Annotated in this window: 23 protein-coding genes; 13 read left to right on the top strand and 10 right to left on the bottom strand. The window is 71.5% G+C overall.

Annotated elements, in window-relative coordinates; genetic code table 11:
• Positions 1 to 37: 37 nt before the first annotated feature.
• Complete coding sequence (locus ACFV3I_RS06370; protein ID WP_378822569.1) at positions 38 to 1,492, bottom strand: phytoene desaturase family protein; 1,455 nt, start codon at positions 1,490 to 1,492, stop codon at positions 38 to 40.
• Positions 1,493 to 1,556: 64 nt separating this feature from the next.
• Here ACFV3I_RS06370 and ACFV3I_RS06375 point away from each other — a divergent pair, with 64 nt between their 5' ends.
• Positions 1,557 to 2,042: a hypothetical protein gene (locus ACFV3I_RS06375; RefSeq protein WP_136031186.1), complete on the top strand. Its 486-nt coding sequence runs from the start codon at positions 1,557 to 1,559 to the stop codon at positions 2,040 to 2,042.
• A 30-nt stretch (positions 2,043 to 2,072) separates the two neighbouring features.
• On the opposite strand, the gene ACFV3I_RS06380 is transcribed toward ACFV3I_RS06375, so the two are convergent.
• The gene (locus ACFV3I_RS06380) at positions 2,073 to 3,308 is read right to left on the bottom strand and encodes an acyl-CoA dehydrogenase family protein (RefSeq protein WP_136031185.1); all 1,236 of its coding nucleotides are present in this window, start codon (positions 3,306 to 3,308) and stop codon (positions 2,073 to 2,075) included.
• Between the two features lie 73 nt (positions 3,309 to 3,381).
• A complete protein-coding gene (locus ACFV3I_RS06385) occupies positions 3,382 to 4,044 on the bottom strand; it encodes a TetR/AcrR family transcriptional regulator (RefSeq protein ID WP_136031183.1) in 663 nt (220 codons plus the stop codon).
• 157 nt (positions 4,045 to 4,201) lie between these two features.
• Between ACFV3I_RS06385 and sucC the strand changes: the two genes are divergently transcribed.
• Both sucC and sucD read left to right on the top strand, forming a co-directional pair.
• Positions 4,202 to 5,368 carry an ADP-forming succinate--CoA ligase subunit beta gene (gene sucC / locus ACFV3I_RS06390; protein WP_136031181.1) on the top strand — a complete coding sequence of 389 codons (1,167 nt, stop codon included), beginning with the start codon at positions 4,202 to 4,204 and terminating at the stop codon, positions 5,366 to 5,368.
• A gap of 18 nt (positions 5,369 to 5,386) precedes the next feature.
• Positions 5,387 to 6,289 carry a succinate--CoA ligase subunit alpha gene (sucD, locus tag ACFV3I_RS06395; protein WP_136036215.1) on the top strand — a complete coding sequence of 301 codons (903 nt, stop codon included), beginning with the start codon at positions 5,387 to 5,389 and terminating at the stop codon, positions 6,287 to 6,289.
• A gap of 110 nt (positions 6,290 to 6,399) precedes the next feature.
• Here sucD and ACFV3I_RS06400 read toward each other — a convergent pair whose 3' ends face one another.
• On the bottom strand, positions 6,400 to 6,978 hold the full coding sequence (locus tag ACFV3I_RS06400) for a TetR/AcrR family transcriptional regulator (RefSeq protein ID WP_378822570.1): 579 nt from the start codon (positions 6,976 to 6,978) through the stop codon (positions 6,400 to 6,402).
• 75 nt (positions 6,979 to 7,053) lie between these two features.
• Between ACFV3I_RS06400 and ACFV3I_RS06405 the strand changes: the two genes are divergently transcribed.
• Entirely contained in the window at positions 7,054 to 7,455 is a 402-nt protein-coding gene (locus tag ACFV3I_RS06405; protein WP_378822571.1) for a VOC family protein, read from the top strand.
• Positions 7,456 to 7,516: 61 nt separating this feature from the next.
• Here the strand turns inward: ACFV3I_RS06405 and ACFV3I_RS06410 are convergent, their stop codons facing one another.
• Positions 7,517 to 8,992, bottom strand: coding sequence for an NCS2 family permease (locus ACFV3I_RS06410; protein WP_136031023.1), 1,476 nt, complete (start codon positions 8,990 to 8,992; stop codon positions 7,517 to 7,519).
• A 90-nt stretch (positions 8,993 to 9,082) separates the two neighbouring features.
• Here ACFV3I_RS06410 and ACFV3I_RS06415 point away from each other — a divergent pair, with 90 nt between their 5' ends.
• The 8 genes from ACFV3I_RS06415 (at position 9,083) to ACFV3I_RS06450 (ending at position 19,839) form a co-directional block, all read left to right on the top strand.
• Complete coding sequence (locus ACFV3I_RS06415) at positions 9,083 to 10,462, top strand: DUF6350 family protein (RefSeq protein ID WP_378822572.1); 1,380 nt, start codon at positions 9,083 to 9,085, stop codon at positions 10,460 to 10,462.
• Positions 10,463 to 10,523: 61 nt separating this feature from the next.
• Positions 10,524 to 11,102 (top strand): phosphoribosylglycinamide formyltransferase, encoded by a 579-nt coding sequence (gene purN / locus ACFV3I_RS06420; protein ID WP_378803478.1) that lies wholly within the window; start codon positions 10,524 to 10,526, stop codon positions 11,100 to 11,102.
• 41 nt (positions 11,103 to 11,143) lie between these two features.
• Positions 11,144 to 12,751, top strand: a complete 1,608-nt coding sequence (purH, locus tag ACFV3I_RS06425) for a bifunctional phosphoribosylaminoimidazolecarboxamide formyltransferase/IMP cyclohydrolase (protein ID WP_136031019.1) — start codon at positions 11,144 to 11,146, stop codon at positions 12,749 to 12,751.
• A gap of 125 nt (positions 12,752 to 12,876) precedes the next feature.
• The gene (locus ACFV3I_RS06430) at positions 12,877 to 14,391 is read left to right on the top strand and encodes a DNA-3-methyladenine glycosylase 2 family protein (RefSeq protein WP_378803479.1); all 1,515 of its coding nucleotides are present in this window, start codon (positions 12,877 to 12,879) and stop codon (positions 14,389 to 14,391) included.
• Entirely contained in the window at positions 14,388 to 14,885 is a 498-nt protein-coding gene (locus ACFV3I_RS06435; RefSeq protein ID WP_136031014.1) for a methylated-DNA--[protein]-cysteine S-methyltransferase, read from the top strand. Before ACFV3I_RS06430 ends, ACFV3I_RS06435 begins: the two co-directional genes overlap by 4 nt.
• A gap of 312 nt (positions 14,886 to 15,197) precedes the next feature.
• Entirely contained in the window at positions 15,198 to 17,123 is a 1,926-nt protein-coding gene (locus ACFV3I_RS06440) for an ABC transporter ATP-binding protein (RefSeq protein WP_136037202.1), read from the top strand.
• Complete coding sequence (locus tag ACFV3I_RS06445; RefSeq protein WP_378803480.1) at positions 17,120 to 18,934, top strand: ABC transporter ATP-binding protein; 1,815 nt, start codon at positions 17,120 to 17,122, stop codon at positions 18,932 to 18,934. The genes ACFV3I_RS06440 and ACFV3I_RS06445 overlap by 4 nt, the downstream gene beginning before the upstream one ends.
• A gap of 92 nt (positions 18,935 to 19,026) precedes the next feature.
• On the top strand, positions 19,027 to 19,839 hold the full coding sequence (locus ACFV3I_RS06450) for a hypothetical protein (RefSeq protein ID WP_136031008.1): 813 nt from the start codon (positions 19,027 to 19,029) through the stop codon (positions 19,837 to 19,839).
• Here the strand turns inward: ACFV3I_RS06450 and ACFV3I_RS06455 are convergent, their stop codons facing one another.
• From ACFV3I_RS06455 to ACFV3I_RS06475, 5 genes are all read right to left on the bottom strand, one after another.
• Positions 19,840 to 20,898 (bottom strand): alanine racemase, encoded by a 1,059-nt coding sequence (locus tag ACFV3I_RS06455; protein WP_247638473.1) that lies wholly within the window; start codon positions 20,896 to 20,898, stop codon positions 19,840 to 19,842. It lies immediately after the preceding gene.
• Complete coding sequence (locus ACFV3I_RS06460; RefSeq protein WP_378803483.1) at positions 20,895 to 21,485, bottom strand: alanine racemase C-terminal domain-containing protein; 591 nt, start codon at positions 21,483 to 21,485, stop codon at positions 20,895 to 20,897. The genes ACFV3I_RS06455 and ACFV3I_RS06460 overlap by 4 nt, the downstream gene beginning before the upstream one ends.
• Positions 21,486 to 21,568: 83 nt before the next feature.
• The gene (locus tag ACFV3I_RS06465; RefSeq protein WP_247981355.1) at positions 21,569 to 22,594 is read right to left on the bottom strand and encodes a sugar-transfer associated ATP-grasp domain-containing protein; all 1,026 of its coding nucleotides are present in this window, start codon (positions 22,592 to 22,594) and stop codon (positions 21,569 to 21,571) included.
• Positions 22,591 to 23,574, bottom strand: a complete 984-nt coding sequence (locus ACFV3I_RS06470; protein WP_136031003.1) for a TauD/TfdA family dioxygenase — start codon at positions 23,572 to 23,574, stop codon at positions 22,591 to 22,593. Before ACFV3I_RS06470 ends, ACFV3I_RS06465 begins: the two co-directional genes overlap by 4 nt.
• Before the next feature lie 218 nt (positions 23,575 to 23,792).
• Positions 23,793 to 24,251 carry an N-acetyltransferase gene (locus ACFV3I_RS06475; RefSeq protein WP_136031001.1) on the bottom strand — a complete coding sequence of 153 codons (459 nt, stop codon included), beginning with the start codon at positions 24,249 to 24,251 and terminating at the stop codon, positions 23,793 to 23,795.
• Between the two features lie 174 nt (positions 24,252 to 24,425).
• Here ACFV3I_RS06475 and ACFV3I_RS06480 point away from each other — a divergent pair, with 174 nt between their 5' ends.
• Positions 24,426 to 26,645, top strand: a complete 2,220-nt coding sequence (locus tag ACFV3I_RS06480) for an NADP-dependent isocitrate dehydrogenase (protein WP_136030999.1) — start codon at positions 24,426 to 24,428, stop codon at positions 26,643 to 26,645.
• Positions 26,646 to 26,664 lie beyond the last annotated feature (19 nt).

The following is a 26,664-nucleotide window of genomic DNA, read 5'->3' on the forward strand; positions in this document are numbered from 1 at the left end:
CTGGACCGCGGGCGTCGCGGGGAGGAAGGGGTTGCGGTCAGCCGAACAGGTCGCCCAGCTCCGCCGGCGTGCCCGCGTCGCGCAGCACGGTGTGCGCCGCGTGCCAGCCGGCCATGCCGTTGACCGCGGGGCCGGGCGGGGTCGAGGCCGAGGCGAGGTACACGCCGGGCATCGGGGTGCGCCAGGGTGCGGGGGAGAGCACGGGACGCCGCAGCGCCTGCCGCATGTCGAACACGCCCCCGGAGATGTCGCCGCCGATCTCGGCCGGGTTGAGGGCCTCGCGGGAGGACGCCGGCACCGCGTGGTGGGCGAGGATGCGGTCGCGGAACCCCGGAGCGAACCGCTCGACCTGTGCCGTGATGAGCTCGGTGGGGTCGAGGTCGCTGCCGCCGGGGACGTGGATGTAGGCCCACAGCACGGCCTTGCCCTCCGGAGCCCGCGTCGGGTCGAACACCGAGGGCTGCACCGCGAGCACGTAGGGCCGGTCGCTCACGCGCCCGATCGCCACCGCGTTCTCGCTGTTCCACACCTCGTCGCGGTCTCCGGCCACGTGCACGGTCGGGGCGTTCCGCACGTGCGGGTTGGCCCACGGCACGGGGCCGTCCAGGGCGAAGTCGACCTTGGCGGCGGCCGCACCGTAGCGGTAGGCACGCACGGCCCTGGCATAGCGGGCGGGGATGTCGGGGTGCGTGAGGGCGAGCCGCGGCGAGGTGTTCAGCAGCAGCACGTCGCCGCGCGCGGGGTCGCCCCCGTCGAGGCTGGCGAGGTCGCCGACGTGCACCCCGGTCTCGACGGTGCCGCCGTGCGCCTCGAGATCGGCGATCAGGGCGTCCGCGATGGTCTGGGATCCCCCGCGCGGGTACGGCCACCCTCCGGCGTGCGCGAGCGCGGCCAGCAGCAGCCCCGCCGCCGCGCCCGCGAGCGTCGGCTGCGGCGAGTTCGCGTGCGCCACGACCCCCGCCATCAGGGCGGCGGCCTCGTCGGTGCGGAAGGCGGCGCGGGCGAGGGGAGTGCCCTGATCCAGCATCCGCACCGCGTAGCGCGCCGCGGTGACGGGGTCGCGCGGGATGCGCAGGAGCTGGTTGCCGGTGAAGTCGGTCACGCCGTCGATGTGCGTGGTGAGCGGCCGCAGTCGTCGCAGCCAGGCGTCGCGGTCGGGCCCGAGGTCGGCCGCGGTGCGTTCGAGGTCGCGCCACGCGATGGCCGCTCGCCCGTCGTCGAGCGGGTGGGCGAAGGAGATGTCGGGCCGGATCCACGTGACGCGCTCGTCGAGGCCGAAGGCCCGGAAGAACGGCGAGGCGAGGGCGGCGGGGTGCACGGCGGAGCACACGTCGTGCCGGAACCCCGGGAGCGTGGTCCCCTCGGTCGTGCGCAGACCACCGCCCGCGGTCTCCGCCGCTTCGAGCACGCGTACCCGGTATCCGGCTCTGGCCAGCGCGACGCCCGCCGAGAGGCCGTTCGGTCCGGAGCCGATGATCGTCGCGAGGGGCATGGCGCCAGTCTCGCATGCGGCAGACGGTCGGCCGAGGGGGTTGCGCCGTGCGATCCTGGAAGGGATGAATGAAGTCCAGGGCCCGACCCCCGCCGGCACCTCCCGTCCGTACCGCTCGCTGCCGGAGGCGCTCCGCGCCCACCGCATCGATCCGGTGAACCACGCCTTCATCGGCGAGATCGTGGACCAGATCGGGGTGACCTCCCTGATCGACCGCGGTCGCTACATCGAGGCCATCCGCCGGGGCGACGGCGCGGCGCTGCACATCGGCCGCACCTACACCAACGGATTCACGGAGGACGAGGTGGTCACGGTGGGCTCGACCCGCCTGCGACTGCAGCCGAGCGAGGGGCGCGCACCGTACTTCTACGTGACGCACCCGAGCGAGTTCGCGCCGCCGACCGCCGTGCGGGCCAAGCGATCCTCCGCGCCGCGCACTCCCGCGGCCCCGCGCACGCCCGCGGCGCCCAAGCCCGTCGAGCGCGACTACGGCGTGTGCGACGTGTGCTTCATGGTGAAGACGCCCGCGGGCGGCTGCGGCTGCGACTGACCCGCGACCGTGTGATGCAGGCGCCCGGCGTCAGGCGAAGGCACTCATCCCCGTGATGTCGCGGCCGAGCAGCAGCGCCTGCACCGACTCCGTGCCCTCGTAGGTGTGGATGGCCTCGATGTCGGCGAGGTGCTGCATCACGCCGTTCTCCAGCAGGATGCCGTTGCCGCCGAGGAGGTCGCGGGCGGTCGCGGCGATGCGGCGGGCGGCGCGGGTGTTGTGGAACTTCGCGAGCGAGGCCTGGGTCGGCCGCAGCTGCCCCGCCTGCTCCAGGTCGGCCATCCGGCGGCAGTACAGCTGCATCGCCGTGAGGTCCTCCAGCATGTGCGTCAGCCGCTCCTGCACCATCTGGAACTTGGCGAGCGGCTTGCCGAACTGCACGCGCTCCTTCGCGTAGGCCAGCGCGGCCTCGTAGCAGGCGGTCGCGTGGCCGAGGGCCGACCACGCGACACCCGAGCGCGTGGCGTACAGCACGGTCGACGCATCCTTGAAGCTCGTCGTCCCCGGGAGCACGGCGTCGAGGGGCACGCGCACGTCGTCGAGGCGGATGTGGGCCTGGTGGATCGCGCGCAGCGAGGCCTTGCCGCGGATCACGGTGCCGGTGTAGCCCGGGGTGTCCTGCTCGACGAGGAAGCAGCGCACGGCGCCGTGCTCCGCGGCCGACTCGTCGTCGACCCGGGCCCAGACGAACGTGATGCCGCCCGAGGCGCCGTTGCCGATCCACTTCTTGGTGCCGCGGAGCACCCAGGAGTCGCCGTCGCGGCGCGCGGTGGTCTCCAGGGAGACGGAGTCGGACCCGTGGTCGGGCTCGGTCAGTGCGAACGAGCCGAGCACGGAGCCGTCCGCCAGCGCAGTGAGCCACCGTTCCTGCTGGGCGGGGGAGCCGAACAGTGCGAGGGTTCGAAGGGCCAGGCCGCCCTGCACCGCGAGGATCGTGCCGAGGGAGCCGTCGCCGCGGGAGATCTCCATGTTGACCAGCCCGGCGGCGAGCGGGGAGAGGCGCGTGAGCGACGGGTGGTCGATGCCGTCGACCACGAGGTCCAGCTCGCCCATGCGGCGGGCGGCGTCGAGGGGGTACTCGGCGCGGTCCCAGGCCTCGGCCATCTGCGGGGCGACCTCGTCGACGTACGCCTTGGCGCGGTCCCAGGCCTCGCGGTCGGCCGCGGGGATGTCGGTGAACACGGCGTAGTAGTCGCTGTCCTGCCGGCCGGTGACGTCGTACGACGAGACGCGCTCGCCGGGGAACGGGGAGGCTTCGATGCTCATGGGTGCTCCTTCGTGGACCTGAGTATCGTACTCCTCGATACTGGGTCCCACGAGCCCCGAGCCCGCCGCGGTATCAGTCGAGCCGGGAGCGCAGCCGCCGTGTGACCTCGGCGACGGGCATCGCCCGCGGGAACACCGCCACCACCACGTCGTCCGGGGCATCCGCGGCGGACCCGTCCGCGACGCCGTAGCGGCGCCGCACATCCGCGAGCGCCGACTGCAGGGTCGACAGCGGCACCTTCCTGCGGCCACGCAGCAGCTGGCGCAGCACGTGATTGTGCACCGCGGTGACGAGCGCCGCGAACCCGACCGCGTCGAGCGGATCGACGCCGGGGAGGGCGCCGCGCAGGTACTCGTCGAACAGTCGCTCGTAGCGGAACACCGTGATGATCTCCCGCTCGCGCAGCACCGGCACCTGGCGCACGATCTGGTAGCGGCGACGTGCCATCTCCGGGTCGCTGGAGAAGTGCGCGAACACCGATTCCGACGCCGCGCATACCGCCGCCCACGGGTCGTCGTGCCCCTCGGCGAGGAACTCCCTGAGCTGATCCAGCAGGACCTCGTGGTCGGCGAAGACCACATCCTCCTTGCCGCCGAACTGTCGGAAGAAGGTCGAGCGGGACACCCCCGCGGCCTTCGCGATCTGCTCGACGGAGGTCTGGTCGAAGCCCTGGGTCCGGAAGAGCTCGAGGGCGGCGGCGACGACGGCGTCGCGCGATTCGGGGAAGTCTCGCATGACGAAATCCTAGGTCCTCGTCGACCGGCCGCCACGGTCATCGCCGCCCGCCCCGCGCTCCGGAGCGGTCAGGCCGAGGTAGTAGGCTGGGGGACTGGTCGATGTCTCGACATCGAGAGAATCACCAGACCAACAGCAGCCCAGTGAAGGAACCACAGTGGATCTGTACGAGTACCAGGCACGAGACGTTTTCGAGAAGTACGGAGTGCCGGTCCTCGCCGGCATCGTCGCCGACACCCCCGAGGAGGTGAAGGCGGCCGCCGAGAAGATCGGCGGTGTGGTGGTCGTCAAGGCCCAGGTCAAGACCGGTGGCCGCGGCAAGGCCGGCGGTGTCAAGGTCGCCAAGACCCCCGATGAGGCGTACGAGGCCGCGAAGGCGATCCTCGGCCTCGACATCAAGGGCCACGTCGTCAAGCGCGTCATGGTCGCGCAGGGCGCTCGCATCGCCGAGGAGTTCTACTTCTCCGTGCTGCTGGACCGTGCGAACCGCTCCTACCTGAGCCTCTGCTCGGTCGAGGGCGGCATGGAGATCGAGGAGCTCGCGGTCGAGCGCCCCGAGGCCCTCGCCCGCGTCGAGGTCAACCCGCTCACGGGCATCGACAAGGACAAGGCGGTCGAGATCGCCCGCGCCGCGAACTTCCCGGAGGACCTCGTCGAGAAGGTCGCCGACGTGTTCGTGAAGCTCTACGACGTCTACAAGGGCGAGGACGCGACGCTGGTCGAGGTCAACCCGCTCGTCCGCACCGAGGAGGGCGACATCATCGCCCTCGACGGCAAGGTCACGCTCGACGACAACGCGTCGGAGATCCGCCACCCCGAGCACGAGGCGCTCGAGGACAAGGACGCCGCCGACCCGCTCGAGGCCAAGGCCAAGCAGAGCGGCCTGAACTACGTCAAGCTCGACGGCGAGGTCGGCATCATCGGCAACGGCGCGGGTCTGGTCATGTCCACGCTCGACGTCGTGGCCTACGCGGGTGAGAACCACAACGGCGTCAAGCCGGCCAACTTCCTCGACATCGGCGGCGGCGCCTCGGCCGAGGTCATGGCGGCGGGCCTCGACGTCATCCTCGGCGACCCGCAGGTCAAGAGCGTGTTCGTCAACGTGTTCGGTGGCATCACGGCGTGCGACGCCGTGGCCAACGGCATCAAGGGGGCACTGGAGACCCTCGGCGACACGGCCTCGAAGCCGCTCGTCGTCCGTCTCGACGGCAACCGCGTCGAGGAGGGCCGCGCGATCCTCGCGGAGTACGCGCACCCGCTCGTGACCCTGGCCGCAACCATGGACGAGGGCGCCGACAAGGCCGCCGAGCTCGCCAACGCCTGAGACTGAAGGACGAGAGAAATGTCGATCTACCTCAACAAGGACTCCAAGGTCATCGTCCAGGGCATCACCGGCGGCGAGGGCACCAAGCACACCGCGCTCATGCTCAAGGCCGGCACCCAGGTCGTCGGCGGCGTCAACGCCCGCAAGGCCGGCACCACGGTCTCGCACACGGACAAGGACGGCAACGCCGTCGAGCTCCCCGTCTTCGGCTCGGTCGCCGAGGCCATGAAGGAGACCGGCGCCGACGTGTCGATCGCCTTCGTCCCCGGCGCCTTCACGAAGGACGCGATGATCGAGGCCATCGACGCCGAGATCCCGCTGCTCGTCGTCATCACCGAGGGCGTTCCCGTGGGCGACTCGGCCGAGGCCTGGGCCTACGCGCAGAGCAAGGGCAACAAGACCCGCATCATCGGCCCGAACTGCCCGGGCATCATCACGCCCGGTGAGGCGCTCGTCGGCATCACGCCCGCAAACATCACCGGCAAGGGCCCGATCGGTCTCGTGTCGAAGTCGGGCACCCTGACCTACCAGATGATGTTCGAACTGCGCGACCTGGGCTTCTCCACCGCCATCGGCATCGGCGGCGACCCGGTCATCGGCACCACGCACATCGACGCGCTCGCCGCGTTCGAGGCCGACCCCGAGACCAAGGCGATCGTGATGATCGGCGAGATCGGCGGCGACGCCGAGGAGCGCGCGGCGGAGTACATCAAGGCGAACGTCACGAAGCCGGTCGTCGGTTACGTTGCGGGCTTCACGGCTCCCGAGGGCAAGACCATGGGTCACGCCGGTGCGATCGTCTCCGGCTCTGCCGGTACCGCGCAGGCGAAGAAGGAGGCCCTCGAGGCCGCGGGCGTGAAGGTCGGCAAGACGCCGTCCGAGACCGCCGCGCTGATGCGCGAGATCATCGAGGCGCTGTAAGGCGTACACTGGTAGCGAAGGCCCCGGGCTCCACCCCGGGGCCTTCGTCGTGTCCGGGGCATCGTCATGTCCGGGGCATCGTCGTGCCCAGGCCCTCGTCGCGTCCGGGCTCAGTGCGCCGACGTCACGGCGTCGAGCAGGCGGTCGAGTGCGCGGTGTGCCTGCCGTCGCGCCGCGGTGTCGTCGGGGCGGGCGGCCAGCCACAGGGCGAGCTCGTTCATGGCGCCGGACAGCGCGGCGGTGAGGGCGTCGACCTGTGCGGACGGGACCCCGGCCTCGCGCAGTCCCGCACGCAGCTCCTGCTCCGGCCCCTCGGCGTCGAGGCGACGCCACTGCTGCCAGCCGAGCACGGCGGGGCCGTCGACGAGCAGCACGCGCGCGGCGGTTCCCGCGGTGATGGCGTCGAGGAAGGCGTGACTGCCGTCGCGGAGCGCGGCGGGGCCGGGGGTGTCGCGCGTGGCGGTCGCGATGGCGGCGGCGACCCGCTCCTGCGCGGCGGCGGCGACGGCCGCGAACAGTCCGGGCTTCGAGTCGTAGTGGTGGTACACGGCGCCGCGTGTCACGCCCGCGGCCCGGGCGATGTCGTCGACCGAAGCCGCCGCGTATCCGTGTTCGGCGAAGTGCGCGGTGGCGGTGTCGAGGATGCGGCGGGCCGTGGCGGCGGCGTCGGCGGCGGAGGCGCGGGGCATGCGGGTTCCTTTACGTACGTGTTGTATGTATTCTAGCCGGACGAATACAAACAGGCAGTATGTAAAGGAGTGACGATGGAGATCACCAGCTTCTACCCGGTGCTGATGGTGGACGACGTGTCCGCGGCCGCGCGGTTCTATCGCGAGGAGCTCGGATTCGACACGACGTTCGAGGCCGACTGGTACGTGAGCCTGCGCTTCGACGGGGGAGAGCTCGCGATCCTCGACCGCACGCACGAGACCATCCCGGAGGGCCTCCGCGCACCGGTCACCGGACTGCTGCTGAACGTCGAGGTGCCAGACGCCGCCGCCGAGCACGCCCGGCTGGTGGGGGAGCGCGGACTGACCGAACGGCTGGCCCTGCGCGATGAGGACTTCGGTCAGCGGCACTTCATCGTCGAGGCTCCCGGCGGGGTGCTGATCGACGTGATCGAGCCGATCGAGCCGTCCGCCGAGTTCGCCGCCGCCTACGCCTGAGGCCCAGGGAAACCACGGAGGGGCGGGTGCCGCAGAACCCGCCCCTCCGTGGATCCGCTCGTCAGATCCCGACGCCGAACAGCGCCTCGATGGGTCCGCGTGCGAAGAAGATCAGGAAGCCGGCACCGACCACCCACAGCAGCGGGCTGATGGTCTTCGCCCGGCCGGAGAACGCGTGGATGAGCACCCAGCTCACGAAGCCCGCGCCGATGCCGTTCGCGATCGAGTACGTCAGCGGCATCACGGAGACCGTGAGGAACACCGGCAGCAGCACGCGGAAGTCGCCGAAGTCGATGTGCCGGATCTGCGCCATCATCATGGCACCGACGATGATCAGGGCCGCCGCGGCGATCTCGGTCGGGACGATCGAGGTGAGCGGGGTCAGGAACATCGCGATCAGGAACACCACGCCGGTCACGACGTTGGCCAGGCCCGTGCGGGCACCCTCGCCGATCCCCGCGCCCGACTCGATGAACACCGTGCTCGACGACGACGAGGTCGCGCCACCCGCGATCGCACCGACGCCCTCGACCACCAGCGCCGACTTGATGCGCGGGAAGTCGCCGTTGTCGTCGGCCAGGTTCGCCTCCTTCGCGAGACCCGTCATGGTGCCCATCGCGTCGAAGAAGTTCGTGAAGAGCAGGGTGAAGACGATCATCACGAGCGCGACGAGGCTGACCTTGCCGAGGTCGAACGAGAAGTCCACCGCGCCGATCAGGCTCAGGTCGGGCACGCCCACGGGGGAGCCGTTCAGCGCGGGAACCGTCAGACCCCAGCCGCCCGGGTTGATCACGTTGCCCTCGTCGTCGAAGCCGCGGGCGCCGATGTGCCAGACGGCCTCGACGATCACGGCGAGCACGGTGCCGCCGATCAGGCCGATCAGCATGCCGCCCTTGATGCGCAGCGCGACGAGGATGCCCGTCAGCAGCAGCGTGATCACGAACAGCAGGCTCGGCACGGTCGCGACGGAGCCGTTGACCCCGAGCCCGACGGGCGGCGAGGAGGCACCGGTCGCGGTGACGAAGCCGGAGTTGACGAAGCCGATGAACGCGATGAACAGGCCGATGCCGACCGTGATCGCGATCTTGAGCTGGAACGGCACCGCGTCGAAGATCGCCTTGCGCAGTCCGGTGGCGGCGAGCAGCACGATCACGACGCCGTTGATCATCACCAGCGCCATGGCCTCGGGCCAGGTCACCTGGCCGACCACGGAGAACGCGACGAACGCGTTGATGCCGAGTCCGGCGGCGAAGCCGAACGGCAGACGCGTGACGAGCCCGAACAGGATCGTCATGACGCCGGCGGTCAGGGCGGTCGCGGCACCGACCGCGTTGAAGTCCAGCATGTTCCCGGCGACGTCGGGTTTGCCGGACAGGATGATCGGGTTGAGGATCACGATGTAGGCCATCGTGACGAACGTCACCAGGCCCCCTCGGATCTCGGTGCCGATCGTCGATCCGCGCTTGCTGATCTCGAAGAAGCGGTCCAGGGCGCCGGTGGGCTCGGCGGTCGCCGGGGCGGGCGGGGCAGTTGTCATCGGGTAACCTCCGGAGAAACGCTACCGTGTCGCCCGCCCCGCGCGCGCCCCGAGGAGCCGCACGGCAACTCGTCGTAGTCTCGAATCGCTATGCAACGCCTCCTCGTCGCGCTCCTCGCCGCCTTCGACGCCGCCATCGCGGCCGCGGTCGGACTGGCCGTGCTCCTGGCGCCGCTGACGCTGCTGTGGACGGTCGCGTTCGGCGTCACGGCCGACTGGGGTGCGCTCTGGCCCCTCACGGGCACGCTCTGGCAGTTCGGGCACGGCGTCCCGCTCGAGGTCACGATCCCCGACGAGCTCCTCGTCACGCTGGGCATCCCCGCGCAAGCCGCATCGTTCGCGGTGTCGATCACGCCCCTGCTGCTGCTGTTCTTCACGCTCCTGTTCGCCGCGCGCTCCGGAGCGCGCGCCGCCCACGCGGGGGCGTGGCTGCTGGGTGCCCTGTCCGGCTCCGCCGTGTTCGCCGCGATCTCCACACTGGTCGCGCTGACGGCACGGCTCGATGCGGTGCGCACGCCGCTGCCGCTCGCGATCCTGCTGCCCGCCGCCGTCTATCTGGTGGGCGCCGTCTGCGGCGCCGTCCGGGTGGCCTGGGACGACGGCGACGGCGGCCTCCTCGACCGCCTGCACGACCGCCTCGACGCGCGGGAGGACTGGGCTCCCGTGCCCGCGGCGATCGTCCGGGGTGCGGCCTTCGCCCTGGTCGGCGTGACCGGAGCGGCGGCGCTCGCCGTGGCCCTGTCGGTGCTGACCCGCGGCGGTGACGTGGTCGCGCTGTTCCAGGGTGCGCGCGTCGACGCGCTCGGCGCCACCGTGCTCACGCTCGCGCAGCTGGCGTATCTGCCCACCCTGATCGTGTGGGCGGCGGCGTGGCTCGCCGGTCCCGGCTTCGCGGTCGGCGCCGGCACCGCGGTGTCGCCCGCCGGCACCCAGCTCGGCGTGGTCCCCGGCATCCCCGTGTTCGGGCTGCTGCCGGAGAACACCTCCATGTGGATGCTGATCGTGGTGCTCGTCCCCGTCGCGGCCGGCGCGTTCGCGGGCTGGGCCGTGCGCTCCCGGCTCGTCTGGGAGGGCACACCGCTCGGGCTGCTGCAGCGCGCCGTCATCGCGGTGGGCATCGCCGCGGTGACGGCGGGAGTCGCGGGGCTCGCGGCCGAGCTCGCGAACGGGTCGATGGGGCCGGGGCGCCTGGGCGTCGTCGGTCCCGCCGTGCTGCCCTTCGCCCTCGCGCTCGGCGCCGAGGTGCTGGTGGGCGCGGCGATCCTGCTGCTCGCACCGCGCAACCGGGAGGAACTCGCGGAGGAGCGCACCGACCGCTGGCTCGCCGAGATGACCGAGGCCGAGCGCGACCGCGGTCCGCTTCCCGCCGAGCCGACCGCGTGGCCGTCCCTGCCCGACGACACCGCGCCACTCGGCGACCTGCGCGTCCCGCCGCTGCCCGACGGCGACGACCGCGATCGGCGCAGCTGAGTCCCGCCGCCCGCGCCCGAGGCCGCACGGGGCGGTCCCCGCGCGCCGGTAGACTGGGCGCGTGCTCACGGTCGCCGTTCTCATCTCGGGCGCCGGCTCGAACCTTCGCGCCCTCCTCGAGGCCGCTCGTCACCCCGATTTCCCGGCCAGGGTGGTCGTCGTCGGCGCGGATCGCGAAGCAGAGGGGCTGGCGCACGCCGAGGAGTTCGGCATCCCCAGCTTCACCGTCCCGTGGCACGAGCACGAGAGCCGCGAGGCCTGGGGCGAGGAGCTCGGCAGGCAGCTGGCGGTGTGGAACCCCGACCTGGTGGTCCTCAGTGGCCTCATGCGTCTGCTGCCCGCGTCGCTGGTCGCCGCGTACACCCCGCGGATCATCAACACGCACCCTGCGTACCTCCCGGAGTTCCCCGGCGCACACGGAGTGCGCGACGCCCTCGCGGCCGGGGTGCGCGAGACCGGGGCGAGCGTGATCGTGGTCGACGACGGCGTGGACACCGGGCCGATCCTGGCGCAGGAGCGCGTCCCGATCCGCGCCGACGACACCGAGCACACCCTGCACGAGCGCATCAAGCCCGTCGAGCGCCGCCTGCTCATCGACGTCGTCCGTCGCATCGCGACCGGCGATCTCGTCCTGACCTGAACCCCCGAACCCCCGCACGCCCCCGCACGAAGGAGCCCATCATGGCCGGCCCCCGCCACGACCCCACGCTCTACCGCGATCGCGACACCGTGCCGATCCGGCGCGCCCTCGTCTCGGTCAGCGACAAGACCGATCTGCTCGTGCTCGCCGCGGCCCTCGCCGACGCCGGGGTCGAGATCGTGTCGACCGGCTCGACCGCCTCGACCATCCGCGACGCCGGCTTCGAGGTCACCGACGTGGCCGCGGTCACGGGCGTGGCCGAGATGCTCGACGGCCGCGTGAAGACGCTGCACCCCAAGGTGCACGGCGGCCTGCTCGCCGACCTGCGCCTCGAGGATCACGAGCGCCAGCTCGCGGAGCTCGACATCGCCCCGTTCGAGCTGGTGGTGGTGAACCTGTACCCGTTCGTGGAGACCGTGGCCTCCGGCGCCGTGGGCGACGACGTCGTGGAGCAGATCGACATCGGCGGGCCCGCCATGGTCCGCGCTGCGGCGAAGAACCACGCGAACGTCGCGATCGTGGTCTCGCCCGAGTCCTACCCGGCGATCGTGTCGGCCGTCGCCGACGGCGGCACCACGCTCGGCCAGCGCCGTGAGCTCGCCGCGCGCGCCTTCGCCCACACCGCCGCCTACGACACGGCCGTGGCGCAGTGGTTCGCCGAGGGCACGCTCACCGAGCCCGGCGATCTCCCCGCCCACCTCACGATCCAGGCCGAGCGCCTCGCGACCCTCCGCTACGGCGAGAACTCGCACCAGCGCGGGGCCATCTACACCCGCGCCGGCGGCCACGGCATCGCCCAGGCCACGCAGCTGCAGGGCAAGGAGATGTCGTACAACAACTACGTCGACGCGGATGCCGCGCTGCGCGCCGCGTACGACATGATCAAGCCCGCCGTCGCGATCATCAAGCACGCGAACCCGTGCGGGATCGCCACGACCGCGCCGAACGCGCTCGACCCGATCGCCAGCGCCCACCTGCGCGCACACGAGTGCGACCCGGTCTCGGCGTACGGCGGGGTCATCGCCGCGAACGGCACCGTCACGCTGAAGATGGCCGAGAACCTGAAGGACATCTTCACCGAGGTCATCGTCGCGCCGTCGTTCGAGCCCGCCGCGCTCGAGGTGTTCAAGGCCAAGAAGAACCTGCGTCTGCTGCAGCTGCCCGAAGACTGGCAGCAGGAGCGCATGGACGTGCGGCTGGTGTCGGGCGGGCTGCTGCTGCAGGACGCCGACCGCTTCCCCGACGACATCGTGTCGGTCGCGAAGGACTGGGAGCTGGTGTCGGGTGAGCGTCCGAGCGACGAGGAGATGGAGAATCTGATCTTCGCGTGGAAGGCCTGCCGCGCCGTGAAGTCGAACGCGATCGTGCTGGCGAAGGACAACGCCACGGTCGGCGTCGGCATGGGTCAGGTCAACCGCGTCGACTCGTGCCGCCTCGCGGTCGAGCGAGCGGGCGACAGGGCGGCCGGATCGGTCGCCGCCTCCGATGCCTTCTTCCCGTTCGCCGACGGTGCGCAGGTGCTCATCGACGCGGGGGTCACCGCGATCGTGCAGCCGGGTGGGTCGGTGCGCGACGAGGAGGTCGTCGACGCCGCGCGCAAGGCGGGCGTGACGATGTTCTTCACCGGGGAGCGTCACTTCTTCCACTGACCTCCGCGCATCCGCGTCCGGAACCCGCTCTCCTCGGGAGGGCGGGTTCCGTCGTCTCCGGGGCCTTCACTGTCGTGTCCGATTTCCGCCAGCCGTGGTCGGTGGTCGGTGGCAGAGTGGAGGACATGAGCCTCCCCGTGATCGACTTCGACGAGCGGTACCGCGCCATCAGTGCGCGCGACACCCGCTTCGACGGGCAGTTCGTGACCGCGGTCCGCTCGACCGGGATCTACTGCCGGCCGAGCTGCCCTGCCCGCACCCCGAAGCCGCAGAACGTCACGTTCTATCCCACGAGTGCGGCCGCGCACGAGGCCGGCTACCGCGCCTGCAAGCGCTGCCTGCCCGAGGCCGCACCGGGGTCGCCCGCGTGGGACGTGCGCGGAGACACGGCGGCGCGCGCCATGCGGCTGATCGCGACCGGGGTCGTGGAGCGCGAAGGCGTGCCGGGCCTCGCCGCCCGCCTGGGTTACTCCAGCCGGCACCTCACGCGGCTGCTGACGACCGAGCTCGGCGCCGGCCCGCTCGCGCTCGCCAGGGCGCACCGCGCGCACACGGCCCGCATGCTGCTCGTGGGCACGGACATGCCGGTGGCGGATGTGGCGTTCGCCGCGGGGTTCCAGAGCATCCGCCAGTGCAACGACACGATCCGCGAGGTGTTCGGCCTCACGCCGGGCGAGCTGCGGGCGCGGCGACGCACTCCGGCGTCCGACGTGCCGGGGGCGATCGACCTGGCCCTGCCGTACCGCGGCCCGTTCGACGCGGCCGGGGTGTTCGCGTGGATGGCGGCCAGGGCGGTCGCGGGGGTCGAGGAGGCGCGGTCCGACGCGTTCGCGCGCCACCTGCGCATGCCGGGCGGCCCCGCGTGGTTCGAGGTGCGGCAGGACGGCGAGCGGCTGCGGCTGCGGGCTCGCGTCGCACGCCTGAGCGACCTGGCGCCGCTGGTGTCGACCGCGCGGCGCCTGTTCGACCTCGACGCCGACCCCCTCGCGATCGACGAGGCCCTGGCCGCGCATCCGTCGCTGGCGGCCCTGGTCGCACGCACGCCGGGGATCCGGGTGCCCGGTGCCGCGGATCCGCACGAGATGCTGATCCGGGCGATGATCGGGCAGCAGATCACCGTCGTCGCCGCCCGCACCGCGCTCACCGCACTCACCGAGGCGCTGGGGGAGAGGACACCCGAGGGGCTGCTGTTCCCCACCATGACCGCGATCGCGGAGCACGGGGCCGAGGTGCTGCGGGGCCCCGCGGCCCGGATCCGCGCGGTCACGGGGGCCGCCGCGGCCCTCGCCGACGGCAGCCTCACGCTGACCGTGGGCGATGACGGCGCGGAGCAGCGCGCGGCCCTGCTGGCCATGCCGGGGATCGGACCCTGGACGGCGGACTACGTGCGGATGCGTGTGCTCGGCGACCCCGACATCCTGCTCCCCGGCGATGTCGCGCTGCGCGCGGGCGCGGCGGCGGTGGGGCTCCCCGGCGAGCCGAAGCCCCTGGTCGCCTGGGCCGAGCGCACGGCCCCCTGGCGGAGCTACCTCAGCGCGCACCTGTGGCGTGCGGCACCCCAGCGCCCCGCGGGGCCGCGGTCGCCTGCCGCCCGCGCGGCCGCGACCGACGACGAGACCCAGACGAAGGAGACGCCATGACCGCCCTGATCCAGACCATCGACACCCCGGACGGCCCGTTCACGATCCTGGCCGACGCCGAGCAGCGCGTCCTCGCCTCCGGGTGGACCGACGACGTGGAGGCGATCCTCGGTCGCCTCTCCGCCGCCGCCCGTCCGGAGGAGCTGCGCGACGCCGAGACCGACGCGGCGGCTGCCGCCCTGGCCTATTACGCCGGTGACGTGTCGGCGATCGACGCCGTCGCGGTGAAGCAGACCGGAACCGCCCTCCAGCGCGCGGGGTGGGATGCGCTGCGCGGCATCGAGCCGGGTCGGCCGCTCACCTACACGGGCTTCGCCGCGCGCCTCGGCAATCCGAACGCGGTGCGCGCGGCGGCGTCGATCTGCGCCCGCAACGCCCCGGCCCTGTTCGTCCCGTGCCATCGGGTGCTGCGCACCGACGGCTCGCTGGGCGGCTTCGCGTGGGGTCTCGCCGTGAAGCAGAGCCTCCTGGCCCGTGAGAGCGCCGCGCGCTGAGCCGTCCGAAGCCCCGCCCCGTCTCCGCGCGGGACGGGGCTTTCGGCTGCCGCGGGAATTCCTCTTGCGCCCAGCTGGTTCACAGCAATAGGCTGATGGGCTGTCGCGCCAACCGGACGACCTCGCCGAGCCCATGAGGAGGACACCATGACCACGATCGCCGCCGCGCAGATCGCCACTCTCGGCTCGACCCCGGTGCGCCCGCTCTCCTAGAGCCGCCGCCCCCGTTCTGCACCGGATGCCGGGCTCCAGGAGCCCGCTCTCGCATCCGTCCCTCTTCCTCTTCGTTTCGCCTCGACTCCTCTGAGAGACATGTCTTCCTCGTCTTCCGCGCACAATCCGTCGTCCACCCTGTCCACCCCCGCCGCGCTGTGGCGGCTCAAGCCCTTCGTGAAGCCGGTCGTCTGGCGTCTCGCCGGAGGGGCCGCGAGCGCGCTCGCCGCCGCTCTCATCGCGTTGATGATCCCGATCGTGCTCGAGCAGATCATCGGCGGACCGGTCCGCTCCGGTCACATCGATGCGATCGTGTGGGGCGCGGCCGCCGTGTTCGCCCTGGCGCTCGGCGAGGCGCTCATGGTGTGGCTCCGCCGTCAGTTCGTGCTGTTCCCCGCCACGCAGGTCGAGTACACGATGCGCACGGAGCTGTACTCGCGGCTGCAGACGCTGCCGGTCGCGTTCCATGACCGCTGGCAGTCGGGACAGCTGCTGAGCCGCATGATGCAGGACATCGGTCTCATCCGCCGCTGGCTCGCGTTCGGCCTCGTGCTGCTCGTGGTCAACGTGCTCACGATCATCATCGGCTCGGTGCTGCTGTTCCGCTGGCACTGGCTGCTGGGCACGATCTTCCTGGTGACCGCGATCCCGCTGTGGATCCGCGGCTACCTGTTCGAGAAGCGCTACGGCGCCCTCACCCGCCGCAGTCAGGACCAGGCGGGCGACCTCGCCACGAGCGTCGAGGAGAGCGTGCACGGCATCCGCGTGCTGAAGGCGTTCGGCCGCGGCAAGCACGCCCTGCGTCGCTTCAGCCGTCAGGCGGAGACGCTGCGCGAGACCGAGATGAGCAAGGCCGGCGCGATCGCGTCCATCTGGTTCTGGCTCGACCTGATGCCGCAGATCGCGTTCGGCCTGAGCCTGATGTCGGGTATCTGGCTGATCTCGCAGGGTGCGATCACCGAGGCGGAGCTGTTCGCCTTCTTCGCGATGGCGGTGGTGCTGCGCTGGCCCATCGAGTCGATCGGCTTCCTGTTCTCGTTCATGCTCGACGCCCGCACGGCGACCGACCGCGTGTTCGAGATCTTCTCCGAGACCAACACCATCACGGACCCGGAGCACCCGGTGCACATCGACGAGCCGCGGGGCGAGCTCGCGTTCGAGAGCGCGCACTTCCGCTACCAGGACGCGGGTGCCGAGGAGCGCGACCTGCTCGACGGCATCGACCTCGTGCTGCGGCCCGGCGAGACCATGGCGCTCGTCGGTCTGACCGGAAGCGGCAAGACCACGCTCACGACGCTCCCCACGCGGCTGTACGACGTGACGGGCGGACGGGTCACTCTCGACGGCGTCGATGTGCGCGACCTGCCGCTCGCGGAGCTGCGTCGGCACATCGCGATGGCGTTCGAGGACGCGACGCTGTTCTCGGCGTCGGTGCGCGAGAACGTGCTGCTCGGACGCGCCGACCTCGACATGCACAGCGACGAGGGGGAGCGTGTGCTGCGCGAGGCCCTCGACGTCGCCCAGGCGTCGTTCGTCGACACGCTGCCGGAGGGGGTCGAGACGGTGATCGGCGAGGAGGGCCTGAGCCTGTCCGGCGGGCAGCGGCAGCGTCTGGCGCTCGCGCGTGCCGTCGCCGCCGCGCCCAAGGTCCTCGTGCTCGACGACCCGCTGTCGGCGCTCGACGTCGACACCGAGGCCCTGGTGGAGGAGGCCCTGCGGCACGTGCTGGCCGAGACCACGGCGCTGATCGTGGCGCACCGCCCGTCGACGGTCGCCCTGGCCGATCGGGTCGCGCTGCTGGAGGCCGGCAGGGTCACCGCGGTCGGCACGCACGCGGAGCTTCTGAAGACCAGCCGCCACTACCGTCACGTCATCTCGAGCCTGGAGGCCGAGGAGGCGGCGCGCACCGGCGCGATCCCGGTCATCCGCGACACCGAGGCGGAGATCCACGATGCGGTGCAGGACGGCCTCCGGGAGGACGCCGCCGACGACGATCTGATGAGCGAGAAGGAGGTGCAGCGATGAGCTCCACCCTCACCGGCACCCAGGACGAGGACCGTTCCCGCCTGACCCGCGAGGAGAGCAGGGCGATCCGCAAGCGGTCGCTGCGCCTGCTCGGCTCGCTCGTGCGGCCGCTCAAGCCGCAGATCGTGCTCGCCGCGGTGGTGCTCGTGATCTCGACGGCGCTGCAGGTCGCCGGTCCGATCCTGATCAGCATCGGGCTCGACCGTGCACTGCCGGCCGTGATCGAGAACACCGACTGGATGCCGACGTTCGTGGTGGGCGGGATCTACCTGCTGGCCGGTGCGCTCGCGGCCGCCCTGATCGCCTGGTACGTGATCATCGCGGCGAAGCTGACGCAGGCGATCCTGCTCGATCTGCGCAAGCGCATCTTCCTGCACACCCAGCGGCTGAGCCTGGAGTTCCACGAGTCGTACACCTCGGGGCGCATCATCTCGCGACAGACGAGCGACCTCGACTCGATCAGGGAGCTGCTGGACGGCGGCCTGAACGAGCTCGTGTCCGGCGTGCTGTTCGGGCTGTTCACCTTCATCGCGCTGTGCGTGTGGGACTGGCAGTCCGGCCTCATCCTCGCGCTGGGCGGGGTGCCGCTGTTCTTCCTGATGCGCTGGTTCTACTCGCGCTCGCAGCTGGTGTACCGCGAGTCGCGCGTGATCAGCGCCAAGGTCATCGTGCAGTTCGTGGAGACCATGACCGGCATCCGCGCGGTGAAGGCGTTCCGCAAGGAGCCGCGCAACGACGAGGCGTTCCAGCAGGTCGCCGGCGACTACCGCGACGTGAACCGCCGCTCGATGCTGCTGTTCGGCACGTTCGAGCCGGGGCTCATGGGCGTCGCGGCTCTGGTGCTCGGGATCGTCGTGCTGTGGGGCGGCATCCGGGTGTCGACGGGGGCCCTCACGGTCGGCGTGCTGCTGTCCGCCGTGCTGTATGTGCGCAACTTCTTCGCGCCGATGCAGGAGATCGCGATGTTCCTGAACTCCTACCAGTCCGCGACCGCGGCGCTGGAGAAGGTGTCCGGCGTGCTCGAGGAGGTGCCGACGGTGCCCGACCCCGAGAAGCCGGTGGACCTGTGGGAGTCGCGCGGACACGTCGAGTTCGACGAGGTCACGTTCGGGTACAACGGCGAGAAGACGATCCTCCCGAACTTCTCGCTCGACATCCCGGCCGGGCAGACGATCGCCCTCGTGGGGACGACCGGTGCGGGCAAGTCGACGCTGGCCAAGCTCATCTCGCGCTTCTACGACCCCTCGGAGGGTCGGGTGACCCTCGACGGCGTCGACCTGCGCTCGCTGCACCCGAAGGACCTTCGTCGTGCGATCGTGATGGTCACGCAGGAGGCGTACCTGTTCAGCGGGACGGTCGCGGACAACATCGCCCTGGGCAAGCCGGACGCCTCGCTCGACGAGATCAAGGCCGCCGCCCGCGCGGTGGGCGCCGACGGCTTCATCTCGGCGCTGCCCGACGGCTACAACACCGACGTGAACAAGCGCGGTGGGCGCGTCTCGGCGGGGCAGCGACAGCTGATCTCGTTCGCGCGCGCCTTCCTCGCCGACCCGGCGGTGCTCATCCTCGACGAGGCCACCGCCTCGCTCGACATCCCTTCCGAGCGGCTGATCCAGGACGCGCTGCAGACGCTGCTCGCTGACCGGACGGCGATCATCATCGCGCACCGGCTGTCGACGGTCGCGATCGCCGACCGGGTGCTCGTGATGGAGCACGGCCGCATCATCGAGGACGACACCCCGGAGGCGCTCATCGGCGGCTCCGGCAAGTTCGCGCAGCTGCACGCCGCGTGGCAGGAGACGCTCGTCTGACGGCGTCCGCGTGCGCGGAGGGCCCGGTCTCCCCGTGGAGGCCGGGCCCTCGGCGCATCGCCGCCGTCGGTACGGGTCGGTAGCATCGAGGTATGGACCCCGTGCTGCTCCTCGCCGAGTGGTGGTGGATCGCGCCGACCGCCGCCGCCGGCGCGACCGCTGGTGCGATCGGGCTGCGCCGCCGCAGCACACGGAGCGGGCGGCGGCTCGAGTACGACGCGGCCCGACATGATCTGCGGATCGCGCAGCAGACGGCGGTCGCTCGGCGCACGACGCTGAAGATCGCGCGCGCCGATCTCGCGAGGGTCACGGCGGAGCGCGCCGCGCAGCGGGCCACGGCCGAGCAGGTCGCGGGGGCGCGACGGATGCTGCGGGAGCGGGAGCGCGACGCACGCGCGGCGTCGGCGGAGGTGCGGGCTCGGCGGGTGCGGGTGAACGCGGCCCGTGCGGCGATCCCGGCCGGCTCGGCGCCGCGGCCGCTGGAGCGGCTGTACGCCGAGCACGACGCGGTCACGGCCCGGTGGATGCGGTACGAGACCGACCCTGCGCTGCAGATCGCGTATCCGGCGATGACCGACGTCAAGCGCCCGGAGACCGCGGCGTACCTGCGTGCCGCGGGCACGGCGGTGGAGGCGCGCCGCGGCACCACGGGGCGGATCACGGCGGCGGAGTTCGCCGCCTACCGCGACGCGGTCGCGGAGCTGGAGCGCGCGTTCGAGGCGGCGGAGCATGCGGCCAGGGTGCACGCGGGGGAGGCGCCGACCACTCCCGCGTGGCAGGACGCCGCGCACGACATGGTGAACCGCTCGGTCGAGGCGATCGACCGCGCCGCGGGAGCCGCCGCCTCGGCACTGGCCGCGTGGAGCAGCCGCCGCAGCCGCCCCCGGTCGGACGACGACGCCTGATCAGCCCGCACCGGGTCGACGCCCGGCTCGGTACTCGCGCGTGATCAGCGGGGAGAGCCGCACCAGCAGCTCTTCACCGACCGTGCCGATGAGTTCGGCCAGGCTCGTCGCGTCGAGCTCCCCGCGGGCGCCCGGCCCCCACACGGCCACCTCCTCGCCGATCGCCGCCCGCGGCCAGGGGCGCACCACGCTCTCGGTCGGCCCGATCCGCAGCACGCGTCTGGCGCCGGCGGCCGTCCCGACCTCGAAGCAGCCGGCGAGGGTCGAGGGGAGGCCGTCGAGACTGCCGATCCCGATCGTGACGGCCTCGGCGTCCACGCGGATCACCGGGGCGAGCAGCGTGGAGGCGAGGGCGATGTCGTCCGGCGGCGGCGCCCCCACCGACCGGATCCCGTACGCGAAGGCTCCGAAGCGCACCAGGTCGAAGCGGAACTCGGAGCGGGCGGCCCCCGCGGCGCTGGCAGCCAGATGCCGCACGGTCGGCGTGAGGCCCAGCGCCTCCGCCCGCTGCACCGCCTCCCGGAACGCGGCTCGCGCCAGGTCGTCGTCGCGGTCGCTCACCTCGGCGATGTGGCTCCAGATGCCCTCGACCCTGATCGCTCCCGCGGCCTCCAGCTCCGCCGCCCGCCGGACCACCTCGGTCCACTGCTCGGGGCGGATCCCGCTGCGATGCAGACCCGTGTCGATCTTGAGGTGCACGGGCTGTGGGCGACGCTGATTCACCTCGACGATGCGTTCCAGGTAGTCGGCGTCACCCACCCCGAGGGTGACGCCCGCGCGCACCGCCGCCGCGATCTCGCTCCGGGTCATGGTCACCCACGCGAAGACCCGCGCGTCGGGGCCGGCGGCGGCGCGCGCGCGCACCGCGGTGGCGCTGTCGAACGCCCCGAACCAGCGCACCCCTTCGGCGGCCGCAGCCGTGACGACCCGTTCGAGCCCGTGTCCGTACGCGTCGCACTTCACGATCATCATGACCTCGGCGGGCGCGCTCCGGCGCTGCAGTTCGCGGATGTTGGCGCGCAGTCGGCGCAGATCCACGACCAGTCGGGGGAGGGTCATGGTGTCTCCTCTCGCGCGGCGCGCAGCCCGAGCGCGCACACGAGCTCGGCGGCCGTCCAGCCGGTGATGCGGGTCCAGTCGGCCAGTGCGTGCCGCGCGGGACCGGGCCCGCCGAAGTACACGACCTCCTCACCGTGCCGGATCGGCGCGTGACCGATGTCGACGACGCACACGTCCATCGCCACCCGTCCGATGATCGGGAACAGCCGGCCGCGGATCTCGACGTCGGCCTCGTTCCCGAGCGCCCGGGGGATGCCGTGGCCGAACCCGCCGGTCACGAGCGCCACACGGGTGTCGGTGCCCGCATGGTGCGTGTGGTTGTACGACACCCCTTCGCCCGCCCGCAGCTCCTTGGTGGAGAGGACGCGCCCGGCGACGCGCATCACGGGCTCCGTGTCCGCACCGGGCCAGCCGAACAGGCGCGCGGAATCGATCGTCGCTGGCTCGTCGCACGGGGTCAGGCCCGACCGGGCCGCGCTGCGCCCGGCCGAGGCGTCGAAGATCGCGTGGCGGATACCGGCGTCGTGCGCGATCCCCGCCACCCAGGTCAGGCCGTGTCCCCACGCGTCCCGGCGCAGGTCGATCACCGGGACGCCGATGCTCGCCGCTGCCTGACGGTGCGCGTTCGAGGCGAGCGCGGCGCGGGAGAGGCGGGCACGGATCAGGGCGTTCAGAATCCCATCGCCTTCTGGAACCGGGGCCGGTGGCCGGTGCGGATGCCGAGCACGCTCGGCTTCACCTCGTACACTCCCGTGCCCCAGTTCCCCTCGATGATCACGGGACCCGTCGGGGTGACCGCCACGTCCCATCCGACGTACTGCACCTGCGGCACGCGGCGGGCAGCCCGGTCGATCAGCGCGATCACCTCGTCGTACAGCGGTAACTGGAAATCGGCGATCCGGTAGCCCGTGTCGGGATGGAATCGGTGGACGTTGCCGTGCGAGTCGTAGCCGTCGCCGAGGGCGCGCCCGGTGTCCGCGTCGAGCATGGTGTAGAAGCCGCCCCAGTCCATCTGGTCGGCGGCCTGGCCGCGACCGAACTTCTGGGCGATGGACAGGATATGCGTCCGATGGCCGTCGAAGAACGCCGTGATGCGCGTGGAGTTGACGGTCCCCGGGCACACCGCCGACAGCGCGTCGTGCTGCACGATGTTCTCCTCGACGAGCAGCTCGCCGTTCTCCATCAGCCGGTGGTGGAACGCGTCCCAGTCGGAGACGTCTGCGCCGTGGTACCGGTGGATCGCATGGCCGGAGCGCCCGAGCTGCTGCTTGGTGATCAGCGTCTGGTGCCGGTCCGCGAACGAGCGCAGAGCGTCCGCATTGTCGTTGTCCAGCAGCATCCACTCCCGCCCCAACAGATCAGAGAACACGCGCACGAACTCCCACTTGTCGTGGAAGATGTGCCGGTAGTCGGCGTGGTCGAACAGGTAGGACAGCCGATTCGACAGCGGATGCGTCATCATGGTGCGGCGCTCCGCCGCCGTGAGCATCGCGAAGTCGTAGTCGACGTAGTCCTGGAAGCCGACCTGGTGGAAGGCCGCCTCCCTGAGCATGTCGACGAGCACCGCAACCGTGCGCTGATCATGGTGCGCCGCCACCGCACGCGCACGGCGCATCAACGAACCCACGTCGATGCGCCGTGCGCGACCCAGCAGATAGCGGAGGCGGATCACGCCGGCGTGAACGGTCGAGCTCACTGCCCGGCGGGGTCGTTCTCGACGACGCGGGGGCGACGGGTGCGGCGTCCGGCCGACGCGCCGGGGTCACCCGTGATGATGACGCGCTGGAGCCAGCGGTCGGTGCCGTCGTAGCGCGGCTCGAAGCTGGTCCGGGCGTGGAGCACGCGACGGTTGTCGAACAGCAGCAGGTCGCCCGCCTTCAGATTCACGGCGATACGGGCGGCGTCCGCCGCGTCGTGGAAGCGCCGCAGCGCGGCGGCCGCCTCCTCGTCGCCCTCGACGGCGGCCGCGCAGTCCATGTCCACGCGCACGAAGCGCTCGCCGTCCTCGCCGTACAGGACCGGTCCACGGACCCCGTCCTCGGGGCGTCCCGTGCCGCCCGATGCCTTATCGATGCCGTGCAGGAATCGGGGCTCGCGCAGGATCCGCTCGTCTTCCGGGCTCAGGACCACGCGGTCGATCGGAGCGAGGGCCGTGTCGGCGTTCACATCGCCGCGCACGCACAGCAGGCCCACGTAGTGCGGGTGGGCGTCGTCGAACGCGTCCTCCGTGTGCCAGTCGAGCAAGCCGCGGCTGCCCGTGCCGACCGCGTCGTATTCGTGGCCCTTCACCGGCGCGACGTTCTGGATCTGGGCGCCGGCGTGCTGGCGCGCGAACGCGAAGATCTCCCCCGCGGTTCCGGCGAGGGCGAGCAGCGTGGCCTCCGTGACGGGGTCCCGGTCCTGATTCTGGAACTCGAGCTGCCACCCCTCCGGGGTGCGCCCCATCTGCTCCTGGTCCACGGTGAAGCCGGTGAAGAGGACGGCGCCGTCGGGGACGTCGGCGGCCGCGAAGCGTCGGATCACCGCGACGGTGTCGGGGTCCTCCGCGGCGAGTGCGGCGGTCGCCGACGCCAGCAGGTCGTCGAAGGCCGCGTCGTCGCGGTAGATGCCGCGGCGCCCCACGGCGAGGGCGGAAAGGGCGTCGAGTGCCGCGGGAGCGAGGGCGTGCGTGATCATCGCGTCGCTCCCGTCGTCTCGCTGGGCGCGCAGAGGCAGAGAGGCATGGTGAGCATGGGTATCGCTTTCTTCGAGGGGGGCCGCAGCTGCGGCACGACAACGATACCAACTAAGGGGTAACACGTTACTGAGGAGCGGCTGAGTCGCTACGGGAGGTGGCTCAGCCGGGGGCGACGGGGTCTCGATGGGGGAGGGGATTCGAGACCCCGCCGCCGGTCTCAGGGCTCGACGCGGATCTCGGCGATGACCTCGCCGTAGGCCGTCTCGCCGACCGGGGTGAAGCCGACGCGACGGAAGAAGGCCTCCGGCCCCTCCTCGCCCGCCTCGTAGATGACGTTGACGTGGTCGACGCCGCGGCGGCGGGCCTCCTCGATGAGGCTCTCGACCGCGAAGCGACCGACCCCGCGGCCCTGGTCGTCGGCGTCGACGTTGATGCGCCACAGCACGGAGCGGAAGTGCTCCTCGGGGGCCTCGTCGTCGAAGTTCGCGCTGACGAAGCCGACGACCTCGTTGCGGTCGAGGATGACGCGCTGCCACGACGTCTGCGGGTTGATCACGGTTGCCGCGATGCCGTATGACACCGGAGCGAGGAACTGCTCCTGTCCGGGCTTGAGCGACAGGTTGTTCACGGCGACGATCGTCGCAGCGGAGAGTTCGACCATGCGCAGTTCGGACATGCCCCCAGGCTAGCCCCTCCCGGCGGACTCGACACGTCCCGGCTGAACATTTTCGGACCGGGGGAGGCGGGCGCACACCGTCGGCGGGAGGCGTCCAGCGGGCGGGCGGGCGTCGAGCGCGCTCGGGGTATCTTGGTATCGAGACAAATCGCCCCGTGAACGGAGAACCTCCCGGTGACCGACGACGCCATCATCTACACGTACACCGACGAGGCACCGGCACTGGCCACCGCCTCGTTCCTGCCCATCATCCAGGCCTACACCGGCCAGGCAGGCATCGAGGTCGAGACGCGGGACATCTCCCTGGCCGGCCGTATCCTCGCCGCCTTCCCGCAGAAGCTCGCGCCGGAGCAGCAGGTCGGCGACGCGCTGGCCGAGCTGGGTGGCCTGGCCACTCTTCCCGAGGCCAACATCATCAAGCTGCCGAACATCTCGGCGTCGATCCCGCAGCTCAAGGCCGCCATAGCCGAGCTGCAGCAGCAGGGATACGACATCCCCGACTTCCCCGACGAGCCCACGTCGCTCGAGGAGAAGGACGTGCGGGCGCGGTACGACCGCATCAAGGGTTCCGCGGTGAACCCGGTGCTGCGCGAGGGCAACAGCGACCGCCGCGCCCCGCTGGCCGTGAAGAACTACGCCAAGAAGCACCCGCACCGCAACAAGCCGTTCGCGGAGGGGTCGAAGACTCGTGTGGCCACGCTCGGTCACGACGACTTCAAGCACAACGAGCGCTCGTGGGTCGCCGCCCACGACGACGTCCTCTCGTTCCGTCACACCGCGAAGGACGGCACCGTCACGGTCCTGAAGGAAGGCCTCAAGGTCCTCCCGCGCGAGATCATCGACGCCACCTTCCTGTCCGCGAAGGAGCTCGACGCCTTCCTCGCCGAGACGCTCGAGGCCGCCAAGGCGGACGACGTGCTGTACTCGGTGCACCTCAAGGCCACCATGATGAAGGTCAGCGACCCGATCATCTTCGGCCACGTCGTGAAGGCGTTCTTCAAGGACGTCTTCGACCAGTACGGCACGCAGCTGGCCGAGGCGGGCCTCAGCGCGAACGACGGCCTCGGCTCGATCCTCGCGGGGCTGGCCGACGTCGCGAACGGCGACGAGATCGCCGCCGCGTTCGACAAGGCCATCGCCGAGGGGCCGCGCCTGTCGTACGTGAACTCCGACAAGGGGATCACGAACCTCCACGTGCCGAGCGATGTCATCGTCGACGCGTCCATGCCCGCGCTGGTCCGCAACGGCGGGAAGCTGTGGGGCAAGGACGGCGAGGAGGCCGACACGATCGCCGTGATCCCCGACTCCTCCTACGCCAGCGTCTACCAGGCGGTCATCGACGACGTGATCGCGAACGGCCCGCTCGACCCGGCCACGATCGGCACCGTCCCGAACGTCGGGCTCATGGCGCAGGCGGCCGAGGAGTACGGCAGCCACGACAAGACCTTCGAGATCGCGGAGGACGGCATCGTCCAGGTGCTCGACAGCGAGGGCACCGTGCTCATCGAGCACGAGGTCGGCAAGGGCGACATCTGGCGCGCGACCCAGACGAAGCACATCCCGGTCATGGACTGGGTGAAGCTCGCGGTCTCTCGCGCCCGTGCGACCGGAGCGCCCGCCGTGTTCTGGCTCGACGCCAACCGCTCGCACGACGCGCAGATCATCGCGAAGGTGCACCAGGGTCTGGCGACGCTCGACACCAAGGGGCTCACGATCACGATCCTCGCGCCGGAGGAGGCGACGCGCTACACGCTCGCCCGCATGCGTCATGGCCTGGACACCATCTCGGTGACCGGCAACGTGCTGCGCGACTACCTGACCGACCTGTTCCCGATCCTCGAGGTCGGAACGAGCGCCAAGATGCTCTCGATCGTCCCGCTGCTCGCGGGCGGCGGGCTGTTCGAGACCGGCGCCGGCGGCTCCGCCCCGAAGCACGTGCAGCAGCTCGTCGAGGAGAACTACCTGCGCTGGGACTCGCTGGGCGAGTTCTTCGCGCTCGCGGCCTCGCTCGAGCACTTCGCCGACCGCACGGGCAACGAGAAGGCCCGCGTGCTCGCCGAGACGCTCGACGCCGCGACCGGTACCTTCCTGGAGGAAGACCGTTCGCCCGGTCGGGCGCTCGGCACGATCGACAACCGGGGCAGCCACTTCTACCTCGGCCTGTACTGGGCGCAGGAGCTGGCGAAGCAGACGAAGGACCCCGAGCTGGCCGCGGCATTCGCCCCGGTCGCCGAGAAGCTCGCCGCGAACGAGGAGGCCATCGTCTCCGAGCTCAACGCGGTGCAGGGCAAGCCGGCCGAGATCGGCGGCTACTACCGTCCGGACGAGAAGCTCGTGGCCGCTGTCATGCGCCCGTCCGCGACGCTGAACGAGATCGTCGACGCCCTGCGCTGAGATGACGAGAAGGGGGCGG

The organism is Microbacterium sp. NPDC059771 (genome assembly GCF_042732495.1).
GTDB classification, from domain to species: Bacteria; Actinomycetota; Actinomycetes; order Actinomycetales; family Microbacteriaceae; genus Microbacterium; species Microbacterium sufflavum.